Source organism: Paenibacillus silvae (assembly GCF_014639235.1).
Taxonomy (GTDB): domain Bacteria; phylum Bacillota; class Bacilli; order Paenibacillales; family Paenibacillaceae; genus Paenibacillus; species Paenibacillus silvae.
The window spans coordinates 242,031-266,785 of record NZ_BMFU01000005.1 but is presented as its reverse complement, the minus strand read 5'-3'; the positions used below and the strand labels follow the sequence as shown (position 1 = coordinate 266,785).

Annotated in this window: 26 protein-coding genes and 1 riboswitch; of the genes, 16 read left to right on the top strand and 10 right to left on the bottom strand. The window is 46.9% G+C overall.

What is annotated here, in order from left to right:
• Positions 1–20 precede the first annotated feature (20 nt).
• The 3 genes from IEW26_RS18965 to IEW26_RS18955 all read left to right on the top strand — a co-directional run bounded on the left by IEW26_RS18965 (position 21) and on the right by IEW26_RS18955 (position 2,960).
• The gene (locus tag IEW26_RS18965; RefSeq protein ID WP_184182858.1) at positions 21–770 is read left to right on the top strand and encodes a Cof-type HAD-IIB family hydrolase; all 750 of its coding nucleotides are present in this window, start codon (positions 21–23) and stop codon (positions 768–770) included.
• Between the two features lie 3 nt (positions 771–773).
• Positions 774–1,265: a DUF456 domain-containing protein gene (locus IEW26_RS18960; protein ID WP_505845731.1), complete on the top strand. Its 492-nt coding sequence runs from the start codon at positions 774–776 to the stop codon at positions 1,263–1,265.
• Between the two features lie 66 nt (positions 1,266–1,331).
• The gene (locus tag IEW26_RS18955) at positions 1,332–2,960 is read left to right on the top strand and encodes a putative polysaccharide biosynthesis protein (protein WP_188593466.1); all 1,629 of its coding nucleotides are present in this window, start codon (positions 1,332–1,334) and stop codon (positions 2,958–2,960) included.
• Between the two features lie 157 nt (positions 2,961–3,117).
• Here IEW26_RS18955 and IEW26_RS18950 read toward each other — a convergent pair whose 3' ends face one another.
• Positions 3,118–4,407, bottom strand: a complete 1,290-nt coding sequence (locus IEW26_RS18950; protein ID WP_188593465.1) for a DUF2515 family protein — start codon at positions 4,405–4,407, stop codon at positions 3,118–3,120.
• 140 nt (positions 4,408–4,547) lie between these two features.
• On the opposite strand from IEW26_RS18950, the gene IEW26_RS18945 reads away from it, so the two are divergent.
• The 6 genes from IEW26_RS18945 (at position 4,548) to IEW26_RS18920 (ending at position 11,119) form a co-directional block, all read left to right on the top strand.
• Positions 4,548–4,892, top strand: a complete 345-nt coding sequence (locus tag IEW26_RS18945; RefSeq protein ID WP_188593464.1) for a thioredoxin family protein — start codon at positions 4,548–4,550, stop codon at positions 4,890–4,892.
• A 1,213-nt stretch (positions 4,893–6,105) separates the two neighbouring features.
• Positions 6,106–7,044 carry a COX15/CtaA family protein gene (locus IEW26_RS18940; protein WP_188593463.1) on the top strand — a complete coding sequence of 313 codons (939 nt, stop codon included), beginning with the start codon at positions 6,106–6,108 and terminating at the stop codon, positions 7,042–7,044.
• 272 nt (positions 7,045–7,316) lie between these two features.
• Entirely contained in the window at positions 7,317–8,036 is a 720-nt protein-coding gene (locus IEW26_RS18935; protein ID WP_188593462.1) for a Cthe_2314 family HEPN domain-containing protein, read from the top strand.
• A gap of 252 nt (positions 8,037–8,288) precedes the next feature.
• A riboswitch (SAM riboswitch) is annotated at positions 8,289–8,428 on the top strand.
• A gap of 121 nt (positions 8,429–8,549) precedes the next feature.
• A complete protein-coding gene (locus tag IEW26_RS18930; RefSeq protein WP_111269557.1) occupies positions 8,550–9,584 on the top strand; it encodes a methionine ABC transporter ATP-binding protein in 1,035 nt (344 codons plus the stop codon).
• Positions 9,584–10,243: a methionine ABC transporter permease gene (locus tag IEW26_RS18925; protein ID WP_111269513.1), complete on the top strand. Its 660-nt coding sequence runs from the start codon at positions 9,584–9,586 to the stop codon at positions 10,241–10,243. Before IEW26_RS18930 ends, IEW26_RS18925 begins: the two co-directional genes overlap by 1 nt.
• Positions 10,244–10,282: 39 nt before the next feature.
• Positions 10,283–11,119 carry a MetQ/NlpA family ABC transporter substrate-binding protein gene (locus IEW26_RS18920; RefSeq protein ID WP_111269512.1) on the top strand — a complete coding sequence of 279 codons (837 nt, stop codon included), beginning with the start codon at positions 10,283–10,285 and terminating at the stop codon, positions 11,117–11,119.
• A 154-nt stretch (positions 11,120–11,273) separates the two neighbouring features.
• Here IEW26_RS18920 and IEW26_RS18915 read toward each other — a convergent pair whose 3' ends face one another.
• Entirely contained in the window at positions 11,274–12,272 is a 999-nt protein-coding gene (locus IEW26_RS18915; protein WP_188593461.1) for a DUF2167 domain-containing protein, read from the bottom strand.
• 319 nt (positions 12,273–12,591) lie between these two features.
• On the opposite strand from IEW26_RS18915, the gene IEW26_RS18910 reads away from it, so the two are divergent.
• A complete protein-coding gene (locus IEW26_RS18910; protein ID WP_145405392.1) occupies positions 12,592–13,356 on the top strand; it encodes an SDR family oxidoreductase in 765 nt (254 codons plus the stop codon).
• A 74-nt stretch (positions 13,357–13,430) separates the two neighbouring features.
• Here IEW26_RS18910 and IEW26_RS18905 read toward each other — a convergent pair whose 3' ends face one another.
• Complete coding sequence (locus IEW26_RS18905) at positions 13,431–13,676, bottom strand: NifU family protein (RefSeq protein ID WP_053783253.1); 246 nt, start codon at positions 13,674–13,676, stop codon at positions 13,431–13,433.
• A gap of 79 nt (positions 13,677–13,755) precedes the next feature.
• Here IEW26_RS18905 and IEW26_RS18900 point away from each other — a divergent pair, with 79 nt between their 5' ends.
• Positions 13,756–14,010 (top strand): YuzB family protein, encoded by a 255-nt coding sequence (locus IEW26_RS18900; RefSeq protein WP_111269509.1) that lies wholly within the window; start codon positions 13,756–13,758, stop codon positions 14,008–14,010.
• Here the strand turns inward: IEW26_RS18900 and IEW26_RS18895 are convergent.
• Together IEW26_RS18895 and mqnE are read right to left on the bottom strand one after the other, a co-directional pair.
• Positions 14,007–15,068: an NAD(P)/FAD-dependent oxidoreductase gene (locus IEW26_RS18895; RefSeq protein WP_111269508.1), complete on the bottom strand. Its 1,062-nt coding sequence runs from the start codon at positions 15,066–15,068 to the stop codon at positions 14,007–14,009. The genes IEW26_RS18900 and IEW26_RS18895 overlap by 4 nt on opposite strands.
• A 269-nt stretch (positions 15,069–15,337) precedes the next feature.
• On the bottom strand, positions 15,338–16,444 hold the full coding sequence (mqnE, locus tag IEW26_RS18890; RefSeq protein ID WP_111269507.1) for an aminofutalosine synthase MqnE: 1,107 nt from the start codon (positions 16,442–16,444) through the stop codon (positions 15,338–15,340).
• Positions 16,445–16,895: 451 nt separating this feature from the next.
• Between mqnE and IEW26_RS18885 the strand changes: the two genes are divergently transcribed.
• Positions 16,896–17,252 carry a HesB/IscA family protein gene (locus tag IEW26_RS18885; protein WP_123064700.1) on the top strand — a complete coding sequence of 119 codons (357 nt, stop codon included), beginning with the start codon at positions 16,896–16,898 and terminating at the stop codon, positions 17,250–17,252.
• A gap of 185 nt (positions 17,253–17,437) precedes the next feature.
• Here IEW26_RS18885 and IEW26_RS18880 read toward each other — a convergent pair whose 3' ends face one another.
• The 3 genes from IEW26_RS18880 to IEW26_RS18870 are packed head-to-tail and all read right to left on the bottom strand — an operon-like array spanning position 17,438 to position 19,529.
• Positions 17,438–18,457 carry an alpha/beta hydrolase gene (locus tag IEW26_RS18880; RefSeq protein ID WP_188593460.1) on the bottom strand — a complete coding sequence of 340 codons (1,020 nt, stop codon included), beginning with the start codon at positions 18,455–18,457 and terminating at the stop codon, positions 17,438–17,440.
• Between the two features lie 56 nt (positions 18,458–18,513).
• Positions 18,514–18,891: a hypothetical protein gene (locus IEW26_RS18875; protein WP_188593459.1), complete on the bottom strand. Its 378-nt coding sequence runs from the start codon at positions 18,889–18,891 to the stop codon at positions 18,514–18,516.
• Entirely contained in the window at positions 18,888–19,529 is a 642-nt protein-coding gene (locus tag IEW26_RS18870; protein WP_188593458.1) for a PadR family transcriptional regulator, read from the bottom strand. The genes IEW26_RS18875 and IEW26_RS18870 overlap by 4 nt, the downstream gene beginning before the upstream one ends.
• 402 nt (positions 19,530–19,931) lie before the next feature.
• Here IEW26_RS18870 and IEW26_RS18865 point away from each other — a divergent pair, with 402 nt between their 5' ends.
• A complete protein-coding gene (locus IEW26_RS18865) occupies positions 19,932–20,573 on the top strand; it encodes an NAD(P)-dependent oxidoreductase (protein ID WP_188593457.1) in 642 nt (213 codons plus the stop codon).
• 417 nt (positions 20,574–20,990) lie between these two features.
• Here IEW26_RS18865 and IEW26_RS30785 read toward each other — a convergent pair whose 3' ends face one another.
• The gene (locus IEW26_RS30785; protein WP_373288506.1) at positions 20,991–21,074 is read right to left on the bottom strand and encodes a putative holin-like toxin; all 84 of its coding nucleotides are present in this window, start codon (positions 21,072–21,074) and stop codon (positions 20,991–20,993) included.
• Positions 21,075–21,416: 342 nt separating this feature from the next.
• Positions 21,417–21,623 carry a hypothetical protein gene (locus tag IEW26_RS30650; RefSeq protein ID WP_308423500.1) on the bottom strand — a complete coding sequence of 69 codons (207 nt, stop codon included), beginning with the start codon at positions 21,621–21,623 and terminating at the stop codon, positions 21,417–21,419.
• Between the two features lie 234 nt (positions 21,624–21,857).
• On the opposite strand from IEW26_RS30650, the gene rarD reads away from it, so the two are divergent.
• The 3 genes from rarD to IEW26_RS18845 all read left to right on the top strand — a co-directional run bounded on the left by rarD (position 21,858) and on the right by IEW26_RS18845 (position 24,747).
• Positions 21,858–22,736, top strand: a complete 879-nt coding sequence (gene rarD, locus IEW26_RS18855) for an EamA family transporter RarD (protein ID WP_145405384.1) — start codon at positions 21,858–21,860, stop codon at positions 22,734–22,736.
• Positions 22,737–22,992: 256 nt separating this feature from the next.
• Complete coding sequence (locus IEW26_RS18850) at positions 22,993–23,448, top strand: NUDIX hydrolase (RefSeq protein ID WP_188593456.1); 456 nt, start codon at positions 22,993–22,995, stop codon at positions 23,446–23,448.
• An 18-nt stretch (positions 23,449–23,466) separates the two neighbouring features.
• Complete coding sequence (locus IEW26_RS18845) at positions 23,467–24,747, top strand: MFS transporter (protein ID WP_188593455.1); 1,281 nt, start codon at positions 23,467–23,469, stop codon at positions 24,745–24,747.
• Positions 24,748–24,755 lie beyond the last annotated feature (8 nt).

Here is a 24,755-nt window from a genome sequence, read left to right as displayed (position 1 = left end):
ACTGGAGGAGGATTTACAGCATGAGTGAACTGAAATACAAGCTGCTCGCCCTGGATATGGACGGTACGCTGCTGAATGATAATCATGAAATTACACAGGAGACGGCCAAATGGATACAGATTGCAATCCGTCGCGGGGTACATGTGTGCCTGTCTACAGGAAGAGCGGTATATCACGCCATGCCTTATGCGGTACAGCTTGCATTGGAGACTCCGATGGTAACGGTTAACGGCAGTGAGGTCTGGAAAGCGCCGCATGAGCTGCATATGCGCCATCTGATGGACCCGTCCTTGATTCGCAAGATGTATGAGATCGGGGAGAAATATAACAGCTGGTACTGGGCATACTCCGTGGAGGAACTGTTTAATCGTGATCGCTGGACGGATGATCTTGAAGGACGGGAATGGCTGAAGTTTGGCTTCACGACCGAGGATGATGAGATTCGTCATCAGATTATGATGGAGCTGCAGGAGATGGGTGGTCTGCAAATGACTAATTCCTCCCCTGTGAACATTGAGGTTAACCCGGCGAATGTATCCAAAGCGACCGGTGTAGCCGAAGTGTGCAAGCTGCTGGGCATCGACATGTCGGAAGTGGTTGCTGTAGGTGACAGTCTGAACGATCTTGCCGTGATTGAAGCGGTAGGTCTGGGGGTTGCCATGGGCAATGCACAGGAGCAGGTGAAGCAGGCAGCGGATATGATTATTGGAAGTAACAATGAAGACGGCATTGCCCACCTGATTCGTGAACATATATTGAAGGGGGAATAACCTTTGCTTGCAACCGTTGGCTGGATTTTAATTGTACTGCTCTTTGCAGTAGGCATGGCTGGCACGGTATATCCGATTCTGCCGGGTGCGATTGCGATTTTCTTCGCGTTTCTGGTCTACGGCTGGTTTTTCAGCTTTGATCCGTTCGGTGTATGGTTCTGGATTATTCAGGTTCTGATTGTTGTTGTACTGTTCGTGGCGGATTACGTGGTCAGTGCTTGGGGTGTAAAAAGGTTCGGCGGCTCCAAGCTATCCACAACGCTGAGTACAATCGGGGTCATTATCGGGCCATTTGTCATCCCGGCCTTTGGACTTGTTCTCGGCCCGTTTCTTGGCGCATTTATCGGGGAATTAATCGGAGGGTCTTCCCCCTCCAAGGCATCCAAGGTTGGATTCGGCTCTGTTGTCGGGCTGTTTACGAGCACAGTGATGAAGATTATTTTGCAGCTGGTGATGATTGTGTTATTCATTATTTGGGTGGTCCGATTCGCCTAGAATGTCAGGTTAGATAGCTTAGGGCCGGAGTGAGGTCCGGTGTGGGGGAAAGAAGGGGAATTCGTTTTGTCTAAGAAGGAAACATTTATTAAGGGTACGCTCATTTTGGCGGCCGCCGCACTGATTGCAAGGGTGCTTGGTCTGGTGCAGCGCGTGCCGCTGGAGCATATCCTCGGAGATATCGGTAACGCATCCTTTACGATCTCCAATACGGTGTATTTAATGCTGTTAACTGTTGCAACCGCAGGTATCCCGAGTACGCTGAGTAAAATGGTTTCGGAACGCTACGCGCTCGGACGTGCGGGGGAAGCGCAGCAGATTTACCGCGCTGCCTTGATCTTTGCGGCAGTGGCCGGTGTGGTCATGTCTGTGCTGTTATGGTTAGCGGCACCTTTCTATGCAACCAACATTTCCAAAGTGCCAGAATCTGTGAGTGCCATTCGGGCGCTGGCTCCGGCCTTGCTGCTCTTCCCGGCAATAGCCATGATGCGTGGGTACTTCCAGGGACGCGGCAATATGACCGCGGGCGGTATATCGCAGATTGTGGAGCAGTTCGCGCGTGTAGGTACAGCGATTGTAGTAGCATATTTAATGCTTCAGTGGAATTACGATGATCAGACCATTGCGGCTGGCGCGTCCTTCGGGGGTGTGTTTGGCAGTATCGGGGCGTTTGCCGTCATGCTGTATTTCACACTAAAGCTGCGCAAGAATGATCGTGCGGCACAGCTGAATTATGAGCGGGCAGAACAGCTGCCGATGCGGGGCATTTATGCTGATATTTTCAAATTATCGATTCCGATTGTGTTGTCCTCCCTTGCGGTTCCCGCAATCAACTTTATTGACTCCTCCCTTGTTGTTCCGCTGCTCAGTGGACGGATCGGGCTGGAGGAAGCGACTGGCGTACTGGCTATTCTGGGGGCGAAGGCACAAAGTATTGCAGGCATTCCGCCGATTCTGGCGATTGCACTGAGCCAGTCTCTGGTACCTGTGATTTCGGCGGCTTTTGCCCGTAAGGATGAGCTGCATCTGAAAAACCAGGTTACGCTGGCCATGCGTATTTCCATCTTGACGGGCATGCCCATTGTGATCGCGCTGTGTGCAGCTGCTTATTCGGTAAACGGTTTGCTGTTCACGAGCCCGGATGGAACGCCGATTATTGCGCTGCTGACGTTCGGCACCATCTTCCAGATTACGATGATGACTACTAACTCGATCCTGCTTGGGGTAGGTAAACCGCGGATTACCATGATCAGCGTAGCGGCGGGCATTATCGTCAAGCTGATTGCGAGTCTTATTCTGGCGCCGCTGTTTGGCATCTATGGCATCATCATTGCAACGGCCCTCTGTTTCCTGGTGATTACGTATCTGAATTTGCGCGTGCTGCGCAAAATTGTAGATTTCTCTATTATGGGCGATCGCTGGCTGGGCTTCATTGTTACGGTGCTTCTCGCGGCAGCGGTCGGTTTTGCAGCCAATTGGAGCGGAAATCAGATCTTTGGCGCGTTCCTGCCTGCACGTGTATCATTCCTGCTGACCTGTGTGGTTGTAGGCGTGCTGGTCGTTGTGGTGTACCTTGTTCTGATGGTGATGCTTCGCGTACTGCGCAAGGACGAGCTGGGCAGTTATCCACGGATTTTGCAAAAAATTCTCCGTCCGCTTATGCGTCTGCAACGCGGTGCAGGGCAACGGGGATGAGATAGAAAAGAAAAGATAAGATAAACAAAGCGCTGTTCGCTTCTGTAGCGAATTGCGCTTTGTTTTATTTTGTGCGTTTTGTTGGTTTGCAGAATTTTGTTTGTAGATTTTGTTGGTGCAGGTGAGAACCGAGAATGGCGCAAGGTCTAATGCAGAACTAGTGAGTGATCTGCTGTACATCATGAGCCAGGGCGGTTTTCAGCATGCCGTACCGATGCTCATGACTCATCTCGAACAGCCAGGGCCTGCGGGGCGCCGTCAGGTATCCGAGGCAATCTCTTGTCTGGAGCCAATCCTGTCTTGTAATCGGTTCATACGGTGTATCTCCCCAAACAGCAAGCAGCTCCGGCGAATACAAACGCTGTCCTTCCGGAAGCCATTCCTCGTTCAGCAAAGCTTCAGCATACAGCCTGTGATCCTGGGGTCCAGCATGGTGTGTCGTGAACAGTCCGGGCCAATATTCAGCGCGTGAACCTCTGTGGGGTATGGCGCGTGCGAATTCCAGTACCTGCTGAAGCACTTGTTCTACACCGAATAATAACGCATACAGGCCTTTGCCGAACTGGATACGCTCATTGATTTTACTGAAATGCTCAATGACCCGCCCGGCGAGTCCCGCTCCTTGTCCAAGAGGGAAAACGATGTGATTCAGTCCGGCCAGATTGTGCAGATGAAAAGCAGGCTTGGAGAGCACTACTTTTTGAAAATAGGGATGCTGTACGACTCTGCTCTCAATATAATTCTGCTCATTAATAATTAAGGCCACACTTAATATAGAGCTGCATCGTTCCAGCCAAAATCGCTCCCAGAACGGGGTCATAAACGCTGATACGTGAAAATGGGACAACAGATGAAAGCAGCTTCGTCCAAGCCGCCGACTGTGTATATAGAGTTGTAACTGGGGATAGGCATCCTGGAAAATAAGGGCATTGCATCGCTCCAGCAAGCGGTACATATGTTCACGATCCTCCTGATTCTGCAGGTTATGCATCAGGTCGCTGTGCAAATCCGTCATGTGATACCCGCCGTTGCGGGACACCATATGCGCCAGCAGTGCCCAGTGCAGTTCGGGGTACTGCTCGTAACATTCCAGATACGCAGCTGTGCGGGTCGCATTACTGCGATTATGCTGCTTTGTCAGCGTTTTGATGTCCTCAAGGATGATGCAATCCTCCTCGCACACCAGCGTACTGTTCGCCTGAATGCTGCGGGATGGCGATATGCCGCCAGTTCCCGGTAACAGCCGTTCAACCTCGGCTTGCAGAGCAGCCGCTGTATCCGAGTTCCAGCCCAGATCCCGCAGAGGATGTCGAAGCAGTGAGGATGCCTGCCAGGCGGCCTGTTTGCCGCGCCATACTTCACGGGCAGCTCCGGGAATTGATCGAACCATCTGCAAAAACGAAGCAGGGTGATGTGTTTCGGACGTGTCACTTCTGGTGGAAGTCATGAATGGAACATCCTTTCATGAAAAATGTGTTTGATAAGTCAGGACTTGTGGTTATTCTAAGTATGCGCTGAACATTTGACTTCCAATCGCCAATTTGCTTCACTAAGATGGAGACAAGGTACAGAAAGGGAGATGTGACTATGGAACAGATTACATCCAAGCCGGAATTTGATGTGGCGATTCAATCGCCGCGTTTGACGGTAGTCGTATTCAAGGCAGACTGGTGCGGGGATTGCAAATACATCGATCCGTTTATGCCAGAGGTAGAAACGAAGTATTCACGTGATCTGACACTGATTGAAGTCGACGTGGATCAGGTTGGCCCGGTAAGTCAGGAACAGAATATTTTGGGTATTCCGAGCTTTGTTGCCTATACGGATGGACGAGAACTGGTGCGTTATGTAAACAAGTTGCGCAAGTCGCGTGAAGAGATTGAGCAATTTCTGGATCGCGCCGTTGAGGTATACAACACGATTCACAAGTAAGGGTAGGCCGTGCTAATGTACTGCGTTTCGTTTCGTTGTCACATGATGCGAAGCCGCTATTAGGATAACCATTCCAACCATTCCAGCACGGGTGCCCTGTCTCATGACTAGTGGGCAGCAAGGAATTGATTTTTCAGATGCAGGGCATACTGTGAACAAGTTTCTCAAACTCAGGGCTGTCGGTTGAGCCGTAATCTGGCTTCAAGGCAGCCTTTTTTCTGCTTAGTTAGGCATGTTGTGCATGTTGTGGATGTGATTTGTAATTGATTTCCATGAAATCACAAGTTTGCGATTCAAACCATTTGGAGAACGGCACTAATGAGTTACTGGGGGAGGGCAATGGTGAGGGAATGGGTGAACGGTGTGGTGCAGCTTTTTAGGCAAGTTCCGTTACTCTAACGAATCCCAGAAACGCTATTTGGCCCAAATTACATGTTTTTATTTTGTAACGATCTCAGGAAAGCTTATTTCAAGAATTTCATGTGAAATGGGACATATTTAGCGGGTTTTAATTGAAATAAGGTTTCTGGGGATCGTTAGAATCTAAGGAAGCTCTATTTTGCTTACATAAGCTCATCTGGGATCGTTACAATAAGAGGGTGACAACTACCTGTGTTTTGTATCTGGTTTTACAAATGGGGGAAGCCGAGATACTTATGATCTGTTCTCATAAAGTTTCACCTCCAGAAAGCAGGAAAATCTTACACAAGAAACAAGAGAAGCGCTGCACAATTTAGCACTGAACAAGCAAAGCACTACGAAGAGCTGCATCATAACGCAACGAACAAGCATAGCACTGAACAAACAAAAACGACCATAAAGCAACCAAACTAACAAAGCACACCGCAGAAGCGCTGAACAAACAAAACTCCGTACATCATTGAAGAAACAAAGTACTGAAGAAACAAAAAAATGCACACCCAAGCGTTTACATAATAAAAACGAATATAAAAAAATTCTAAAGTAAGAAATACATAAATAAATTACACAACAAAGCTATTCATCCAATAGGATGGGCATAATATGACTATCGAGTCAAAATTTTAACAGACGTTAACATTTTGTCACAAAGCACGGAGTCAATGATGCTTTTATCCGTTATAATAAATTTAGTTGTGAAATTAGTGTCAAAGTACAGAATAAAATATCAAACGAACGATCATGAAGCGAAGATTTTCTTCGCCATCTTAAACTAACAGCGGGTGAGAAAAAATTGAAGCACTTAACATTGTTTAAATGGTTGACCGTATTAACCTGTCTTATTATGTTCTTGGCCACTTTTGGAGGCGGAATCGTAACCAAAACAGAATCAGGCCTTGGATGTGGTAACGAATGGCCTTTATGTAACGGGAAGCTCGTTCCTGCACATACTGTTGCCTCTCTCATTGAATACTCCCACCGTGCCGTGAGTGCATTGGCGGGCCTGCTGTCCATTGCTTCGTTTGTTGCCTTTTTGCGATTTGGCAAGCAGCGTCGTGATCTGCAGCTGTTTTCATTTCTGACCCTTGTATTTGTCATTATACAGGGGATCATGGGCGCTTTTGCCGTGGTATTCTCACAATCCTCTGCGGTCATGGCGCTTCACTTCGGATTTGCTTTAATTGCGTTTGCAAGCTCCTTAATGATGGCTCTCGGTATTCGGCAGGAATCCAGGTACGGCGGTCTGGAACGACTGAACAGATATCCACGTGTCAGCAAAGGCTTCCGCAATCTGGTCTGGTTCTCCACCATTTACACATATCTGGTCGTGTATACAGGGGCATTTGTGAGTCATACAAACTCTGCTGGAGGTTGTTCCGGGTTCCCGCTATGTAATGGACAGATCGTTCCTGAGCTTTCGGGAGGGGTAGCTGTAGCATTTGCTCACCGTCTTGCTGCGGCATCATTAGTGATTGTCATTGCAATTCTGGGACATTTTGCGTATCGCAAACATCCGGATAATCGGGAATTGCGTACGCTGGGTGTGTTATCGGTAATATTGATTTTGATGCAAGTAGTTATCGGTATGTTTATGATGTGGACGATGAGCCGCCCAGAGGTGTATATGTTTGTAGCACTCGCGCATATGCTGGATATCGCCATATTATTCGGTGTGCTGACGTATATGAGCTTCCTGGTGTACAAGCTGTATCGCCCGGTAAATCGCTTCTAAACTGAAGCAGTTGTCTAACTTAAATCCTTCACTTTTGACCCTGCACTTGCATCCAGGCTGCACTATAATTGGAAAGTCCACTCTTCGGTGATACAGATTACTGGAGCAGGTGGACTTTTGTTTTTTGTTTGATGTTTGAATCAACAGGGCAACCTAAACCGAGTTATAATGATTACAAGCATTTGCAGCCGTTATTGGGGAGAGGTAGTGACTGTCCAGCAGCTGTGACATCATACATTTTGCATCATCAGTGGACAAAGAGGAGGACATCTATGCTGCGTACGTTACTTGGTGAGAAGCCGCGGGTCAATCAGGGGATTCTGAAGGAAGCGATGGACACGATGGCACACACGCTGGATTCATTTGAACGCCAAATGCATGTGGACCATGACCCGGAACATGATTACAGGAAGCTTTATATCTGGACGCAAGGGCTGATATCGTCATTGGATGAATTGGAGCAGAGTTATTTTGCAGCAGCCCATTTTCGTAAAAAAGTAGTTGCCGGCTCAACCGAAGATATGACCTCTGCCGAAAAGGCGGAGTATGCGCGTTATGTTTATTTTTATAAGGATGCATTTATTCGCTGCTTTGCCATCCTGGACAAACTGGGAACCGTTTTGAATGAAATATTTCAGTTGAATACTTCCAAGACGAAGGTGCATTTCTCTTATTATACGGTACTTAGGCAATTTGATTATCATCGGGAACACCATGCACTTGCATTGCAATTAATCAAGATCAAGGAAGATTATCGTGAACCCATGAGCAGGCTCCGCAAGCGGCGTAATATGGAGATTCATTACATGAACTCTGAAATGCAGGACGATCTATGGCAGCTGCATCAGACGATGAAGGGGAAAGTCAAGCTGGAGGATCTGGATCAGCATCTGCTGGAGATGCAGCAGGGTGTGGATATGGTCTGTGAAACTCTGCACACGGCATATCGATATATAACTCGAATCTGGCGTAAACAAGGCATGAGGCGATAATGGCATCAAGCTTTTACTCGTTTACCACAGTAGCTTAATGAAATAATACCCTTTGACAAATCGGAATACTTGGACTATACTGAGTTGCAGATCAGAACTTACATGGATTTGTTATTTATCTAAAATGCACTATTTAATACAGTTTTGATATTGTAGCATTTAATGCAGTTTAAATATGTAATGTTTGATGCGGTTTGATCATTATACTTGATGAACTACAAGAACCTATATTATCCTACAAACAATATATTTCTCTTATCGAGAGTGGCGGAGGGACAGGCCCGATGAAGCCCGGCAACCGATCTGTGCTGATGACACGCATGTGTTTCATTACAGATGTTAGGTGCTAATTCCTACAGAATCATAGTCAATATGATTTTGGCAGATGAGAAGGTCATTTCACGTGAAGAGCCATCTTTGTATCTGCAAAGGGCTCTTTTTTTGCGTAGAAAGGGGAGTTTTCCCTTCCTTCGGGTAAAGATATATGTAGGTGATGGGGAAGGAGCCGAACTATTGATAGAACTGGTTGGATTAACCAAAACATATGGCAGGCGTGGCAAGACAACCACGGCGTTGTCAGAGCTCGATTTAAGCATTCAGAAGGGTGAAATATTCGGTGTTATTGGTCACTCTGGTGCGGGGAAAAGCACTTTGATTCGTTGCATTAACTTGCTGGAACGTCCGACAGCAGGCGAAGTATGGGTGGATGGAGTTAATCTGACGGAGCTTGGCAAAAGCGAACTTCAGCAGCAAAGACGCAAGATCGGCATGATTTTTCAGCATTTCAATCTGTTGTCTTCTGCGACAGTGTACGATAACGTTGCTTTTCCGTTAAAGCTGGTGAATACACCCAAGGATGCGATTGACCGCAAGGTGAAGGAGATGCTGGCTTTGGTCGGTCTGGAGCAGCACAGCAGCAAATATCCGGCACAGCTATCGGGTGGACAGAAACAGAGGGTTGGCATAGCAAGAGCGCTTGCAAGTGATCCAAGTGTGCTTCTCTGTGATGAGGCGACCTCTGCGCTAGACCCGCAGACAACGGATTCCATTCTGAAGCTGCTGCTGGATATCAACGAAAAGTATAATCTGACGATTGTGCTTATCACCCACGAGATGCATGTTATTCAGAACATCTGCGACCGGGTGGCAGTAATCCATCAAGGTGGCATTGTGGAGCAAGGGCCAGTAACTGAAGTGTTTCTGAAGCCGCAGCATGCGATTACTCGGGATTTCGTGAGTCGTGATCGTGAAGGTGGACTGGCGCTGGAAGAAATGGTGCTTGCAAATGCCGGAACGGAGCTCGGAACCGGTGTATCATCCAAACTGGTGAAAGTGTCGTTTCTGGGAAACAAAACGTATGAAGCGATTTTATCCCGAGCTGTTCGCAAAACAGGCGTGGATTTTGCCATTCTGCAGGGCACAATCTCTACCATCAAGCAAGTTCCCTATGGTCAATTAACTGTTAGGTTTGAGGGCGATGTTCAAGCCATCGAGCAGACGTTATCCGAGCTTGCCGCAGAAGGACTTGATATGGAGGTGCTTCGTTAATGGATTTTTCAAAAGTAAACTGGGATGAGGTTGGCACCGCCTCGATTGAGACGTTACAAATTTTGGGCGCATCCGGCTTGTTCACCGTTCTGCTTGGTCTGCCGCTTGGTGTAATTCTATTTATGACAGGGCGATCCGCATCGGCCAGATCTCGAGTAACTTATATTGTTTTGTCCGTCATTGTTAATATCTTACGTTCCGTACCTTTTATCATATTAATTGTTGCTCTGATTCCAGTTTCACGTGCGCTGGTGGGGACAGCTACCGGGGTGCTTGGTGTCATTCCACCTCTGGTTATCTCGGCTGCGCCGTACTTTGCGCGTCTCGTAGAGAATACGTTGCGAGAAGTGGATCGCGGCGTCATTGAAGCGGCACAGGCAATGGGGGCATCCACAGGACAGATTGTCAGACGTGTGCTGCTGCCAGAAGCGCTACCGGGTTTGCTTGCCGGCATTACCATCACGATTGTTACCCTGGTATCATACACGGCTATGGCGGGTATGGTTGGCGGCGGCGGATTGGGAACGTTGGCAATTAACTACGGATACTACCGTTATCAGAACGAGATCATGATTATATCCGTTATATCCATGATTATTCTGGTCCAGCTTCTGCAGATGCTTGGCGATCGTCTGGTCATTTATTTCACCAGGAAATAACACATAGATGAAAAAATATAAGGCGAAGGGGTTTTACAGATGAAAAAATGGTCTATTGTTCTACTCAGCTTGATGTTAATTGCAGTGCTTGCAGCTTGCGGCAACAACAAGAAATCGGACAGCGGTGCGGATAATTCAGCAGGCGCTCCGCGTACCGTTGAATTGAAAGTAGGGGCTTCACCTACACCTCATGCTGAAATTCTGGAAAGCATCAAGCCTGCGCTTGAAGCACAGGGCATCCGCTTGCAGGTGGTTACATTCAACGATTACGTACAGCCAAACCAGCAGCTGGAGGATGGCAAACTGGATGCGAACTTCTTCCAGCACCAGCCGTATCTGGATGTGCAAAATAAAGAGCGCGGATTCCATCTGGTTGCTGTAACGCCGGTTCATGTAGAACCTTTTGGCGGTTATTCCAAAAAGATTAAATCGCTGGATGAACTGAAGGACGGCGCAAAAGTAGCGATTCCCAATGACCCTTCCAATGGCGGACGTGCACTCCTGCTGTTGGCGAAGAAAGGTCTGATTACCCTCAAAGACAATACCAACATTACTTCTACGAAACAGGACATTACAGCGAATCCGAAAAATCTTGAAATTATCGAGCTCGATGCAGCGATGATGCCTCGTCAGCTGGACGAAGCCGATCTGGTGTTCATCAATTCAAACTATGCGCTTGAGGCTAATCTTAATCCGGCTAAAGATGCGCTGCTGATTGAAGACCTGCAAGGCAATCCATATGCAAACATTCTGGTATCCCGTGAGGATAATAAAGATGCAGATGCCATCAAAAAGCTGGCTGAAGCTCTTCACTCCGAAGATGTGAAAAAATTCATCAAAGAGCGTTACCAAGGTGCAGTTGAACCTGCGTTTTAAGGTAATAAAGAAATATGTTATTTAAATTTAAGGTTATAAAAGAATAGTTTAAATTAAAAGCCCCGCACATTTCTTATCTTGAAATGTACGGGGCTTTCTTTGAATGATCATGATATACGCTTATGAGCAAAGGGATAAAGGTTAGTAATGTATTCTACGATGATCTTTTATTTGGGTCGTCATCTGCTGCAGACGATAAAGACTCTTGTCCCGCTGCATGCTGCCGGTACGCTTCTTCTGCAGGAGAGAGTGTAGGAGCCTCCGGCGATTCCGTTGATGATGCGGCAAGAGTATTTTTTCTACCCGTTAGTTTACGGCGCAGCCATCCGAAAGCACCAGCGAGGGCTGCAACGATGAAAATCCAGCCTTTTTTGAGCAGGAGCAGCAGGCCAACCTTTTTGGCAACGGCAACCCCGGCTCCGCCCAGAATGAGGCCGGTTAGGCCAAGCTCCGATTTTTTATCCAGAGAAGCATCAAATTCACCGTATGTATAGCCGCTGTTAACCGTAAGATTATTCAGCACATGTTCTTCAAATTGCTTGCGATTTTGTTCAAAGTTAGCGCTGTCCGTGACAAGAATAACGCCGATATATCCTTCACGTGTCAACACATTTACGTTGTAATTCACAAGTGCTTCCTGCTGTGCATCCTCCAATGCTAATGAATATCGCAATTGATGCTTGCTGTTATCATAGGCGGGCTCGATATCCCAGCCCACAATGTTTAACTGATTCTCAGCACTTGTTTTTTGGTTTTGTTCTTCTGTGCCGCGTTTGTAGCTCTCAAGCAGTTCATCCGCATCCAGATCGTTTTTGTCACTATCATCAATATGACCTGTATGATTATACTCAAAAATAACATACCAATTGGATTGTTCACCAGCGCCGTATAGACTTCCAATCTCGCTTCCGTTCGGGAAAGATTCAGAATCCTCCATAAATTTCTTGGTATTATCTGCATCCAGAAACATCAGGTCTTCCGCTACTTTTAATGTAGCTTTATCATCAAGCGATACGGTTGCAGGTCCATCCTTCCATTCATAATCTGTGGTGATGGAACTGTCACTTTCTGCAAATACCTGCACGCATGATGTGAATTGCAATGTGGTAATTAGAAGCAGAGAGAATACGAGGTGCAGCCATTTCTTGTTCATTTCTTTGATCCTTTCAAGACATGTAATGCAGGCATGTACATGTTGATATGTATTATGTCGTTATCATCATAAGATAATAATGACTTTTCGAGGGTACCATAGCATTTTACATTTAATCAAGGCATTTGTGGGTTTTAAGGGTTTATTTTCCTACAAAAGTCCTGATATTCAAATCATGATTGTAATTTTTGATAAGGATATGGTCCCTGACATACACATTTTTGCAACTGGAATACATAGTAAAGAGTGGGCAAGTTGTGAGGGAAGCATAAATCTTTTATACTGGATGAGTGACTGCTCTTTGAAGAGGGGGATGAACGTGAAGGGAAAGATTGCCCTCATAACGGGAAGTGCCAAAGGCCTTGGGAAAATGACAGCACTTAGTCTGGCAGATCAAGGATGCCATATTGCCCTCAATTATGTGCACAGCCGATCAGAGGCTGAAGCGCTTCAAGCTCAGATTATTGCCAAAGGCGTGCGTTGTATTGCTGTACAGGCAGATATATCCAAAGCAGAAGAGATTCATGCGCTTGTAGCTGCCGTGGAAACGCAGCTGGGGCATATCGATATTTTAGTCAATAACGCGGGGCCATTCGTACGTGAGCGCCGGGTGTTTGCGGACTATTCCGAGGCAGAGGTGCAGATGTTGGTGCAGGGCAACCTGCTGGGACCGATGATTCTGGATCAGCTCGTCCTGCCGGAGATGCGCCGCAAGCAGTGGGGGCGGATTATTCATTTTGGCTTCAGTCATGCCGGTGAAGCGAGGTCGTGGCCTCACCGTGCCGTATATGCTGCTGCGAAGGTGGGGCTGGTTTCGTTTACAAAGACTCTTGCCGTGGAAGAAGCACCTTACGGGATTACAGTGAACATGGTATGCCCTGGAGATATTCGCGGTGCGAACAAAGAGAAAACCATTAATGACATTGCGAACATACCTGATAAGGAAACACCAAGAGGGCGCCCGGGCAGCGGGGAAGATATAGCAAGAGTGATTACCTATCTGTGCCTGGATCATTCGGATTTTATCACAGGTAACATTATGGATGTGTCTGGAGGGCTTGATCCGATCAGGCCAACAATATAACAGGGTACCAAAAAAGAGCCCTCCGCTTCTTGCGAAGCGAAAGGCTCTCTGAGGTTTATTTCGTGAAGGATTGATTAGAATACTTGTACGACTTCTTGTACACCCTCAACTTCTTCAAGAAGGGCGCGTTCAATCCCGGCTTTTAATGTAATGGTGGAGCTTGGGCAGCTGCCGCAGGCACCGACCAGTTTCAGCTTAATGATGCCGTCCTCCACGTCGACCAGTTCCACGTCACCGCCATCGCGCTGCAGGAACGGACGAAGTTTATCAAGCACATCAGATACCTCATCATACATGGTGCTTTGTGCGTTTTCGCTCATATTGTTCAACTCCTTTCCTCCTTATAGTATATTACAAACGACCACAAATTAAAATGGTCAAACAAAGCAGGTGAATGAAATGAGACCAATTATTGAATTTTGTGCTAACAATATGCATTTTGGCACAGATGAAGTCATGGACCAACTGGATGAAAATCCGGACTATGACGTTATCGAATATGGCTGTCTGACCAATTGCGGTCAATGCTATATGACCCCTTTTGCCTTGGTTAATGGTGAAGTGGTCACCACGGACAAAGTGGAGGATCTATACAGCGCCATTCTTGCCAAAATCGCCGAAGCGGATGCCTGGGATGCGCTGGATCTCGATTAACCGAGATGGCGCTTGGACATCCAGAGCACGCCGCTTTTCAAAATACGAGGCACACGTCCCATCATGGACGTTTTGCCCATTAGCCCAAATCCAGCCTTCTTGCCGAGTGCGCCTAATGTGCCGCGAAGCTTGAGCGGCTGCGGATTGGGCTTTTCGCCTTTCCAAAGCGCATGCTGAATATGAGCGATTTGCTCACCCTGAACCTCCGCAGCCTGACCACTTGGTGCATAAGGTACACTTGCACAGTCACCTACAACATACACGTCGGTATACTCCGGAATTTGATAATATTCGTTTAATACGACACGACCCTGCGGGTCCTTGGTTACATTGAGGTCCTGAACCACCTTCACCGGCTGGATACCCGCCGTCCATACAACGGCATCTGTCTGAATTAGTTCGTCGCGGTTATAAATGGCGTTAGGTTCAACGCGGGAGATGGCAATATGTCCACGCGCTTCCACCTGATGCTCGCTGAACCACTCATGAACATAAGAGGAGAGACGTTGAGGGAATGCGGAGAGTACCCGCTCACCACGATCCAGAATGGTGATATTCAGGTCAGGTCTGCTTTCACGGAGCTCCGCAGCCATCTCAACTCCGCTTAGACCGCCGCCCACGATGTGTACATGTCCATAAGCTTTGACCTCGTTAAGACGAAGATAGGTCTCGCGTGTTTTGCTGAAGCTTTGAATGGTACAGCTATATTCCTCGGCGCCGGGGGTGTTGTGAAAACGATCCGTACATCCGAGTCCAATCACAAGCTTGTCATATTCAAGCGGTTCTTGGCCTTCAAATTCAATCTGACGCTGCTCCAGGTTAATGGCCGTTACTTCACCGAAGCGGTGGGTGACTTTCTCATTGACCGGGAAATGAATGCGCAGGTCATAATCCGATACGGTTCCTGCTGCGAGTGCGTAGTATTCGGTCTTCAACCCCTGGAATGGGCTGCGATCCACAAGAATAATTTGTGTGTCTGCGGGGATTTTACCTTCCAGAAGTTCCTTGATGATGGTGAGGCCGCCATAGCCGCCTCCAAGAATGACGAAATTTTTCATGACTCGGCTTCCTTTCTGCATCAGTCCCAAGCCTTGGGGCTGTAACCTGCAGAACAGCTATGCATTGACATAGCTGCTCTGTGTGTTGTTTTAGTTTTAAAAAATAAATATTTCAGATTGAGAAATTGAAAATTTGAGATATGAGACCACAGTTAAGCATCACTCTGTATAAACGTGCCCCTGATTAGATAAGGTTTCGTTCCTGGATGAGTGATGCCCTTGCTGTTGTAATTATAGTTTCAGATTATTATTGATGTGGGGGAACAGAACTATTCGTAAACCTGGATTTCATTGTAGAACGTATCCCGTTCTACAGGAATACGACCTGCTCCTTTGACGAGCCAAATCAGCTCTTTGCGTGTCAGTCCTTCCGGTGTCAGTGCGCCAGCAGCATGACTAATTTTCTCCCGTACAATGGTACCATGCACGTCAGATGCGCCAAAGCTCAGCGCTACCTGTGTCAGCTGCGGACCAATATTAATGAAATAAGCCTTCACATGCTGAATGTTATCCAGCATCAGGCGGCTGATTGCAATCGTTTTGAGATCCTCATACGCAGAGTTACGGCGCATAATGCTTGCAGATTTGCTTTTTGGCTGCATGGACAGCGGAATGAACACCATAAATCCGTTGGTTTCATCCTGCAATTCACGAATCTGCGCCATATGGTTTACACGATCCTCGTAGGACTCGATGGAGCCATAAAGCATCGTAGTATGTGTACGCATGCCCAGATTATGAGCAGTACGGTGAACTTCGAGATAGCGATCTACGTTCGCTTTATCTACACGCATTTTTTTACGATATTCATCTGACAGAATCTCTGCGCCGCCGCCCGTCAGGGACTTCAGGCCAGCCTTTTGCAGCTCTTGCAGCACTTCCTTAATGCTCAGGCCGCTGATGCGGGTGAAGAAATCAATCTCTGCAGCAGTGTACGCCTTCAGCGTAACATCCGGATATTTTTCGTTTAAAGCACGCAGGGAATCGACATAATATTGAAAAGGAACATGGTTGTTATGTCCACCGACAATGTGGAATTCACGCACACCCGGATGAATATGCTGTTCCACGTAATCGATCATCTCAGGACCGGATAACGTATAAGAGCCTTCCTCACCCTGGTCTTTGCGGAAATTACAAAACGCGCAGCGAGCTTCGCATACGTTGGTGAAATAAAGGCTCATGTTCTCGATAAAATAAACTTTCTTGCCATTCTTCCGCAGATTGGCCTCATTGGCCAGCTGGCCCAAAGTCAGCAGATCATCTGTTTGGTACAGATAGACGCCGTCTTCTACGCTCAGCCTTACGCCGTTCTGCACTTTCTCAACGATTTCAGCCATTCTTTTGTCTGTGAACGGTGTTACCAATGTAGACATGCTGTTTCCTCCTGTTCTTTACCGGAATTCGAGTTGTGATGTGTAGGGCTTCTAAGCAGAACTACATAGCAAAGATGCGGTCAACTGCCGCCTTCTTTATAAAAGACTAACTCTTATTACCCGGTGCAGCGCTTGTGCTGCATGCGAAAGTTTCATTTTTCCAAAATGAGTCTGGCGACTCTCTATGCATTGGGGACTGCAGTACAGTCTCGAAATGTGAAAAAAATTACAACTCTATATATGACCATCATCCGAATAAGTCATGGCAAAATATTGACATTTTCAGAGTGACCACCTATCCATTATAAACCTCGCGTCCCGGGGGTTCAATACACTGGGAAGAAAAAGGAGTTCAGGGTGAACGCGGAAACGGGCAAACATGACTTGAGCCCCTTGACGGGGTGGAGTATAATTTAAAGGGAAGAGTCGATGAAAAGGAGAGTGACCTGGCATGATTAACATTAGCGAAACGGCTGCTGACCGATTGAAAGAGATGCTTGCACAGCAAGAGACACCCGGAATGTTCCTGCGTCTTGGCGTAGCACCGGGCGGTTGTACCGGATTTTCGTACGCCATGGGCTTTGACGATAAAGAGTCCGATGAGGATATATATATGGACATTCATGACATGAAGGTTGTTGTGGAGAAAGAAAATGTGAAATATTTGAATGGACTTGAAATTGACTTTGAAGAATCCGGCATGTCCGGCGGCTTCACCATTCATAACCCGAATGCAGTAGCCACATGTGGCTGCGGTTCATCGTTCCGTACGCGTGAAGAAGCGGGTGTACCGGATAAGGATTGTTAATCTGGCACGGGTTTAAGCGTGTTTTTTGAATAGTGATTTGCAAAAATAGCAGGACGCATTTCCAGCGAATAGTTTTCGCGAGGAAGTGTGTCCTTTTTTATTTGAAATGATGGGAAGTAAAAAAGAATCCAATATTCAAAAAAACTCCATAACCACTATGAAAGTGATTATGGAGGAGGTACGTATCAATGAGCTAACGCTTGTAATACCCAAGGGCCCATCAGCTTTGCGGCGTCGTTTAAAATCGTCAAATGTTTCTCGCCGGGCATGATTTCCGTTGATGATTGCTGACTTACCCGTGTCGCCAAGCCGGCGAATGCGGCTACTTTTTGCGGGTCCATAATTTCATCCTCAGCCCCGATCCATAACCCGAAAGGCTTGTCTATCCGGGCGACTTCCTGTGGCGGATGGGAAGGATTAAGCGCCAGCGCCATATTAACGGTGTTGTATTGGATGAGCCCGATGCTTGACTTCAATTGCTCCTCCGAGTAATTGTACCGAACACCGATTGCATGTCCTTTGAGCAGCCCACCTGTCAGGGCGTTGGCTATGAACGATTTGACACATACCGTTGCGAAATTTCCGTTGCCTTCCTGCATGGTGTCGGATTTTGGACCGAAATCCGGCGAGACGAACAGATAACCATTCACGGCTTCGGGATGCGGCGAATTGATATAATTGATCACTAGCCCTGCTCCCGCGGAATGCCCGCCCAAAAATACAGGCACGGAAGGAAATTGATGGTGCGCAGTGTCAATGATGCTTGTGACATCATCGTACACCTGCTGAACGTTTGGTGCGTCTCCACGGGGACCTTCGGACAAGCCGTGACCTCGAATGTCCGGCAAATACGTCGCTATTCCGAAACGCTGACTCAGTTCCTCCCCGATCGGCTGATACCCCGCTCCACTATTCGCGCCAGAACCGTGATAAAAAATGACAACGGCCTTCGGGCTAGTAGGAGCGTATGCCCGATAAGCCAGACGAGTATGGTCATTTGCGTTCGCATATTGTACATGATCTGCAGCGGACGGCTTACCGCCGCTTGAGTTCGATTGACCGAGACCACTTGTTGAGACATCGGAAACTACTTTTTCCGGAAACGAACAGGAAGAAAGAGGTGTAGCAGCGTAAGTGATTATGGCGAGCGAGGCGATCACGATAATAGCAAGCATAATTAGAAGCAGGCGCTTGATCAGTCTCATGGTTGTAAAAACTCCCCTTATGTGGCTTGGCTCTGAGCACGGCGATGGTCAAATTGTCATTTTAAGCTGAACCAGTTCTTTGCTTCAGTGCTGCTTAGCCTCCAAATAATGAGCACCGGCAAAATAACACCCAGCAAAAAACCGATACTCTGCCAGACGGCAAATTCGATGAGCCTTAGCACGATTATCACAACAGATAGTGAGATGGCTAAACTGCGCCGTGATGCGCGGGGAGCACTAAGACGGGCTCCGACCCATATAGAAGCGACACCGACGACGATCATGGCCAGGCATATCAATTTTTTAACCGTCCCTTGACTGCCAAGCGAGTAGATGCCGTTTACAATATTCACAGCCGCCGCTAAGTAAAACAAAATCTGGGTGAACGTAACTGCCGATGGTTTTTTGGCACTGGCCTGCAGTCCGTTTGTCATAGGGATTCCTCCTTGTCGTTAGAAGCTTTCTTGTTTTCCGGAGAGAGCAGGGATGCCTCAGCTTGGTCGCACCAATCCAGAACCGTCTCCGCAAACCCGATTCCATAGCGCTGCAGCAGAAGTGGTCCCGCAAGGGAAGGGTCTTCCTTCGAACTTTCCCATGTGCTGCCCGGCTGTGTCTCTTTAATTGTGTTCAGAAACCAGGTGAAGCTTTCCCGTCTTTCACGGATCAAATGCAGCAGCAGTTCTGGTCCCTCTTGGGCAGCAAATAAAAATTTGACAAGATTCTCATCGCGTATCTGCAGATGGGCTGACGGACTGACAAGCCATTTGCGTAGAGCTTTCCGACCCGTATCCGTTAGCTGCCATCGCTGGCGTGACCGGGGACTCTCCACACCGTTCGGTGCTTCGATCAGCCCCAGATCCTCAAGTATTTTCAATTGGGGATACAGTTGTCCGTCACTAATGCCCCAAAAAAAGCGAACCGACCGTTTCGCGGCTTCACGAATTTCGTATCCGCTCCTTGGCTGCAAAGAAAGAAAACCCAATATTGTCCATGCAGTCGAAGTAAGTTCAAAATCTTCAGTTGCAGACTGTGTTGAGACTGAATCCGGCTTGGCTGTGTCGCCATTTTTCACTAAAGTTCACCTGGCTTTCGTTGGATATCATATATCTCTTCAAGAGATATAGTATCGCTGCGAATTATCGCTGTCAAGCTTTCATAATTCATGCTAAAGTACAGCAAATATGGTGTGCCTGACCGTAAAATTTATACATATCTCATCACAAGAGGTTACTGTGAGCGAGGACTCTCTTCCAATGAATGTATTCCCAACGATTTCGGATTCCCCAGCGAGGAAAAAATGGTGATAAGCATCTGCTTTCAAAGTTTTACGAATCCACATATATTTTGCTTGTTGTGGTTAAAAAATAAGAAGAAGAACTGGTTGACAGAATTAGTTGTAACAATTATAGTTACATTATGAAATTCAAAAACAGCTATGATCTGAATAAACTTCATTTTAAAGGAGAGATTGTTGATGAAAATTGCAGTTATTGGAGCAACAGGCAAGGCAGGAAGTATCATTTTGAAAGAAGCGGCGGACCGGGGACATGAAGTAACCGCAATTGTGCGTAATGCATCCAAACTGCAAGACAAGAGTCTGAATGTATTGGAAAAAGACGTATTTGATCTCACGGCTTCAGACGTGCAAGGTTTTGATGTGGTTGTGAATGCGTTTGGAGCTCCGGCGGGGAAAGAAAACCTGCACGTTGAGGTGGGACAAGCTCTGATTAATCTTCTGAAAGAAGCACCGAACACCCGCTTGATCGTTGTGGGCGGCGCAGGAAGCCTGTTCACTGATGAATCCAAAACGATGCGCCTTGTTGACTCCCCAGGGTTCCCGGACGCGTATAAAGCAACTGCTTCGAATCAAGGGCAAAACCTGAAGGACCTGCAAGCTTCCTCCGGCATTCAGTGGACGTTCCTGAGCCCGGCAGCTTTCTTCAATCCGGAAGGCGTACGTACAGGTCAGTATAAGGCAGGTCAGGATGTTTTGATTGTGAACAGTGAAGGCAACAGCTACATCAGCTATGCCGATTATGCAATTGCGCTGGTGGATGAGATTGAGAAGCCGCAGCATCAAAATCAGCGCTTTACTGTGGTAGGCGAAGCGAAGTAACGGATTTCAACCTCTTAACAATTTTCTTACCGCTGTTTTGGCATGAGGTACAAGTTTTGCATCTGTGCTTACAGCGACAGCGACTACGCCAGTTGAGCAACCGACTGATCCCGAATCACAGCTGGCTCAGCGTTGAAGTAGAATAAATGAAGGGATTTGCATACTGCGGATTCCTTTTGTTTACAGCAAAAATTTGAGAAAAAAAGTGAAAACAATTGATGGCTGAGCGTTTTGAAAGTACCTTTTCCGCATTCTAATGGTTGTAAAGTCCACAGATGTTTAATAAAATGGAAGCAAGACAAAAATAAGAGTAGCCTGGCCGGGCTACTCCTGCACAGCTTTTATTTGTGGTGGGCTTCCTCCCGTAGTGTAACTTAGAAAGTGACCCGTCCCGTAAGGCCTTCAACCTGTGGCGAGTCACTTCTTCTTCTTGTCAATGTACGTCAGGAGCGCAATAACAAACATCGCGAACATGAGAACATCGGAAAAAGCGAAGTTCATAGACATCACCTCCCACTGGAGGCTTGTCTATACCCACCACAAATTGGCTGTACAAATTAAATTATACCAGCGTATGGACGCTCAGACGAGTGTCTTTTTATTTTTCTATAGACTGAGTTCCGAATTTCGAAAATGGTTCAGGACGAGAATTCGTCCCCTAGCTTCGTTTGCTCTCATCCATATACAACAGATTCCAGCGGTGGCCATCCAGATCGGCAAAGCCTGCACCATACATCCAGCCGTCGGTTTCACCCGGTCTGCCAAAGACACGTCCTCCGGCAAGCTCTACCTTTTGAATAAAGGCATCAACCTCTTCTCTGCTATCAGCACCAATAGAAAAGATTACTTCTCCACTCTGAGCTCTGTCGCTTTGGAGTCTGTAAATTTTTCAAAGGTTTCAATCGGAAAAAGAAGAATCTTCGTTTGACCTATCGAAATTTGGGCTCTCACATTGCCGACGTTCATGGCTTGCAAGCCAATCGAATTGAAAAAAGATGTTGACTCCTCAACATCTTTGACCGGCAGGTTAATCCAGATATCCTTTGACATGATGATTTCAGCCTCCTAAAGCTTTTTTTATACTATACATTATTTTGGTCAGCAAAATAGAGATATAACAAAAAATCATAAGACAATGTCGGCTGGCATCCATTCAGCTGCATATTGTTTTGTTTTTTTTTATAAGTATTTCTTTACTTATGCAAGTAGCCGGGCGTATAATCCGTTGAGACATCTGAGACACAAACAGAAAGAAAACAGAGATTAAAAAGAGAGGTAGGAATCATGAACAACGGATTAATTAATGCGATTATTGCTTATATCATGTGGGGCGTGCTCCCGCTATATTGGAAGCTGTTTAATGATGTGCCGGCAGGTGAAATTTTGTCACACCGTGTGGTGTGGTCATTTGTATTTATGGGAATATTAGTTGCGATTCAGCGCCGCTGGAGTGATGTCAAACGAATCTGGACCAGCCGCTCGCTTTTGCTTCCGCTTACGGCCAGCGGGCTTTTGATTGCGATCAACTGGCTGATCTTTATCTGGGCCGTTAACAACGGTCATGTGGTAGAGACCAGCCTCGGTTACTACTTGAACCCACTGCTGAACGTGCTGCTCGCCGTAGTGTTTCTTCATGAAAAACCAAACCGGGGACAATGGCTCGCCATCGCCATTGCAGCAGTTGCGGTGCTGATTATTGCCATCGATTATGGGCGTTTCCCGTGGATTGCCATATCTCTGGCGGCCTCCTTTGGTTTATACGGCCTGGCGAAGAAAAAAATTAAACAGGATGCATCGGTCGGTTTGTTGTCAGAGACCGCAATTGTCCTGCCCCTTGCGTTAGGATACTGGATTTATCTAGGTATTGCTGGTCAAACCACAGCCTGGACGCTACCTCCGACGATGTTTTTTGAATTGCTGCTCTCCGGTGTTGTGACGGCGCTGCCGCTGCTATTCTTCGCACGGGCAGCTGCGCGTATGTCGCTGTCTACGCTCGGGTTTGTTCAGTATATCGGTCCAACCATCATGCTGATTCTAAGCATATTTGTGTTTAAGGAATCTGTATCGCCCGTATTGCTCGGTGGTTTTGCTCTGATCTGGACAGCACTTATTGTTTATGCTGCTGCATCAATGCGTGCGGCCAAATTGGCGAAGGCATTGTAAATGCAGGTGTAGATGTAAATGTAAATGTAAATGAAGATGCAATGCTCACAGAGGTAACGACATGTTATTTCATTAGTCCTTTCCCAACTTTTAAAGTGTGCCTTTTTGCAAAGGACATTTGAGGATGGGGAGGACTTTTTTTTTACCTTTGGTACAGATGAAAGGGAGCTTGGATAATTCTTGTATTTACAATTTGAGGAACGTATGTTCTAATTATGAAAGTGGAAATTATAGGAATTTGGAGGATGTTTTTGGAATGAAAAATCAGCAAGGGATAGTACTCGTTGCAAGTGTTTCCATTCTACATAAAGGCAAGGTGCTTATTATTAAAGAAAATAAGCCATCTGTCCAGAATACATGGAATTTTCCCTCAGGCAGAGTGGAGTATGGGGAAACAATAATGGATGCGGCGCACCGGGAAGCGAGAGAAGAGACGGGATATGATGTTAGACTGACAGCGTCGACAGGAGTATACAATTTTATAAGCAGCTTGCAGCAGCAAGTGGTTTTATTTCATTTTCTCGGTGAAATTATCGGTGGTTCACTGAAGCTGAATGCAGCGGAAATTGCAGATGCGAAGTGGATCACATCTGTGGAACTATTCAATTCGGAATCACTGGAGCTGCGTGATCGGGATGTGATGAAGCAGATTACAGGCAATATGATATCTAATAAAGAGCATCCATTAACGCTTTTTCATAACCAGGTATAGAAACGGAGAAACATGTCCATGAAGTCTTCTTATTTAACACGTCCCTTTTATTATCTATGGACAACCCAGACGGCAGCAAATGCTGCTGATGTGTTATATATTATGGCCCTTACGGTGATGGTGCTGGACCGCACCAATTCACTTGTGTCTGCAGCCCTTTTACCCTTGATGCGCAGTGGAGCCCAGATGTTAAGCAGCCTTGTTGCACCGCTGCTCATTCAACGCTTTCAATTGTCCAGACTGCTTTTATTGTCACAAACAGGGCAGTTTCTGCTGTTTATTTGTCTCGCCTTGTATCTACAACTTAATGGGGATTCCTCCTCATTGATGCTGGTATTCTCGCTTATATTTGTGATGTCTTTTCTCGATGGATGGACAACTCCGGCTCGTAATGCGTTGATACCGCGGTTGGTGACACATGAGCAAGGATTACTCAAAGCAAATGGACTTATGAGTGTCAGCGACCAAGTTGTGCAGTTCGCCGGCTGGGGACTGAGCGGTGTAATTGTTGCGTGGATCGGGTCCAGCCCAACGCTGATGGTTACTGCTATAATTTATGGCTTGGCTGCAGCTTTTACCATTGGAGTCCAGGAGCCAAACCATGCAGACACGGTGGCGAAAAGTAAATTGCAAAAGTCAGCTGGGATTACTGCGGAAACGGGCACAAACAGGTGGCAGACATTAACGGAAGGCTGGAAAATGATCTGGCAAACACCACGTTTGCGTGTGCTTACGTTCATGGATATGATCGACATGCTGGGGGGTTCCATATGGGTTGGTGCTTTTACCCTAGCTTTTGTCCAGGTGGCACTTGGTCAAGGAGAAGAATGGTGGGGCTTCATTAATGCGGCTTATTTTGCCGGCACCATTGGCGGTGGATTGCTGGTGCTTGCTCTGGCCAAAGTTATTGGACGCCGATATTTCGGAGTGATGATGCTTGGCATGGCAGGGTATGGAGTGCTGACCGCAATTTATGCAATAAATTCACAACCGCTCGCTGCATTGATTCTGGTCATGCTTATGGGCCCATTTGCCGAGCTTGCCATGATTAATCGCCGTACTTTGATTCAAAGCAGTGTGGCAGCTCCAATGCTGCCCAAAGTGTTATCTGCTCAAGCCTCGATGATGCATCTCGTATTCTGCATTTCTTTACTGGGTATGGCCTGGCTTGCCGAATACATTGGAATTGTGAATCTCTATTTGTTTGCAGCTGCTTTGACGATTCTTGCAATCGTTGCGGGGGTGCTAAACTACAGGGCTTTTCAGGAGAAAACGTTTCTTCGTCAAACGGTGAAGTAAGAAGGGGC

Excerpts from the sequence above, each read along its gene's own strand:
- IEW26_RS18915 (WP_188593461.1), bottom strand. The coding sequence starts at position 12,272 with ATGAACAAGAAATGGCTGCACCTCGTATTCTCTCTGCTTCTAATTACC.
- IEW26_RS18950 (WP_188593465.1), bottom strand. The coding sequence starts at position 4,407 with ATGACTTCCACCAGAAGTGACACGTCCGAAACACATCACCCTGCTTCG.
- IEW26_RS30650 (WP_308423500.1), bottom strand. The coding sequence starts at position 21,623 with ATGTCAAAGGATATCTGGATTAACCTGCCGGTCAAAGATGTTGAGGAG.
- IEW26_RS18895 (WP_111269508.1), bottom strand. The coding sequence starts at position 15,068 with ATGAAAAATTTCGTCATTCTTGGAGGCGGCTATGGCGGCCTCACCATC.
- IEW26_RS18920 (WP_111269512.1), top strand. The coding sequence starts at position 10,283 with ATGAAAAAATGGTCTATTGTTCTACTCAGCTTGATGTTAATTGCAGTG.
- IEW26_RS18845 (WP_188593455.1), top strand. The coding sequence starts at position 23,467 with ATGAAGTCTTCTTATTTAACACGTCCCTTTTATTATCTATGGACAACC.
- IEW26_RS18850 (WP_188593456.1), top strand. The coding sequence starts at position 22,993 with ATGAAAAATCAGCAAGGGATAGTACTCGTTGCAAGTGTTTCCATTCTA.
- rarD (WP_145405384.1), top strand. The coding sequence starts at position 21,858 with ATGAACAACGGATTAATTAATGCGATTATTGCTTATATCATGTGGGGC.
- IEW26_RS18925 (WP_111269513.1), top strand. The coding sequence starts at position 9,584 with ATGGATTTTTCAAAAGTAAACTGGGATGAGGTTGGCACCGCCTCGATT.
- IEW26_RS18935 (WP_188593462.1), top strand. The coding sequence starts at position 7,317 with ATGCTGCGTACGTTACTTGGTGAGAAGCCGCGGGTCAATCAGGGGATT.
- IEW26_RS18965 (WP_184182858.1), top strand. The coding sequence starts at position 21 with ATGAGTGAACTGAAATACAAGCTGCTCGCCCTGGATATGGACGGTACG.
- IEW26_RS18875 (WP_188593459.1), bottom strand. The coding sequence starts at position 18,891 with ATGACAAACGGACTGCAGGCCAGTGCCAAAAAACCATCGGCAGTTACG.
- IEW26_RS18900 (WP_111269509.1), top strand. The coding sequence starts at position 13,756 with ATGAGACCAATTATTGAATTTTGTGCTAACAATATGCATTTTGGCACA.
- IEW26_RS18880 (WP_188593460.1), bottom strand. The coding sequence starts at position 18,457 with ATGAGACTGATCAAGCGCCTGCTTCTAATTATGCTTGCTATTATCGTG.
- IEW26_RS18865 (WP_188593457.1), top strand. The coding sequence starts at position 19,932 with ATGAAAATTGCAGTTATTGGAGCAACAGGCAAGGCAGGAAGTATCATT.
- IEW26_RS30785 (WP_373288506.1), bottom strand. The coding sequence starts at position 21,074 with ATGAACTTCGCTTTTTCCGATGTTCTCATGTTCGCGATGTTTGTTATT.
- IEW26_RS18945 (WP_188593464.1), top strand. The coding sequence starts at position 4,548 with ATGGAACAGATTACATCCAAGCCGGAATTTGATGTGGCGATTCAATCG.
- mqnE (WP_111269507.1), bottom strand. The coding sequence starts at position 16,444 with ATGTCTACATTGGTAACACCGTTCACAGACAAAAGAATGGCTGAAATC.
- IEW26_RS18905 (WP_053783253.1), bottom strand. The coding sequence starts at position 13,676 with ATGAGCGAAAACGCACAAAGCACCATGTATGATGAGGTATCTGATGTG.
- IEW26_RS18885 (WP_123064700.1), top strand. The coding sequence starts at position 16,896 with ATGATTAACATTAGCGAAACGGCTGCTGACCGATTGAAAGAGATGCTT.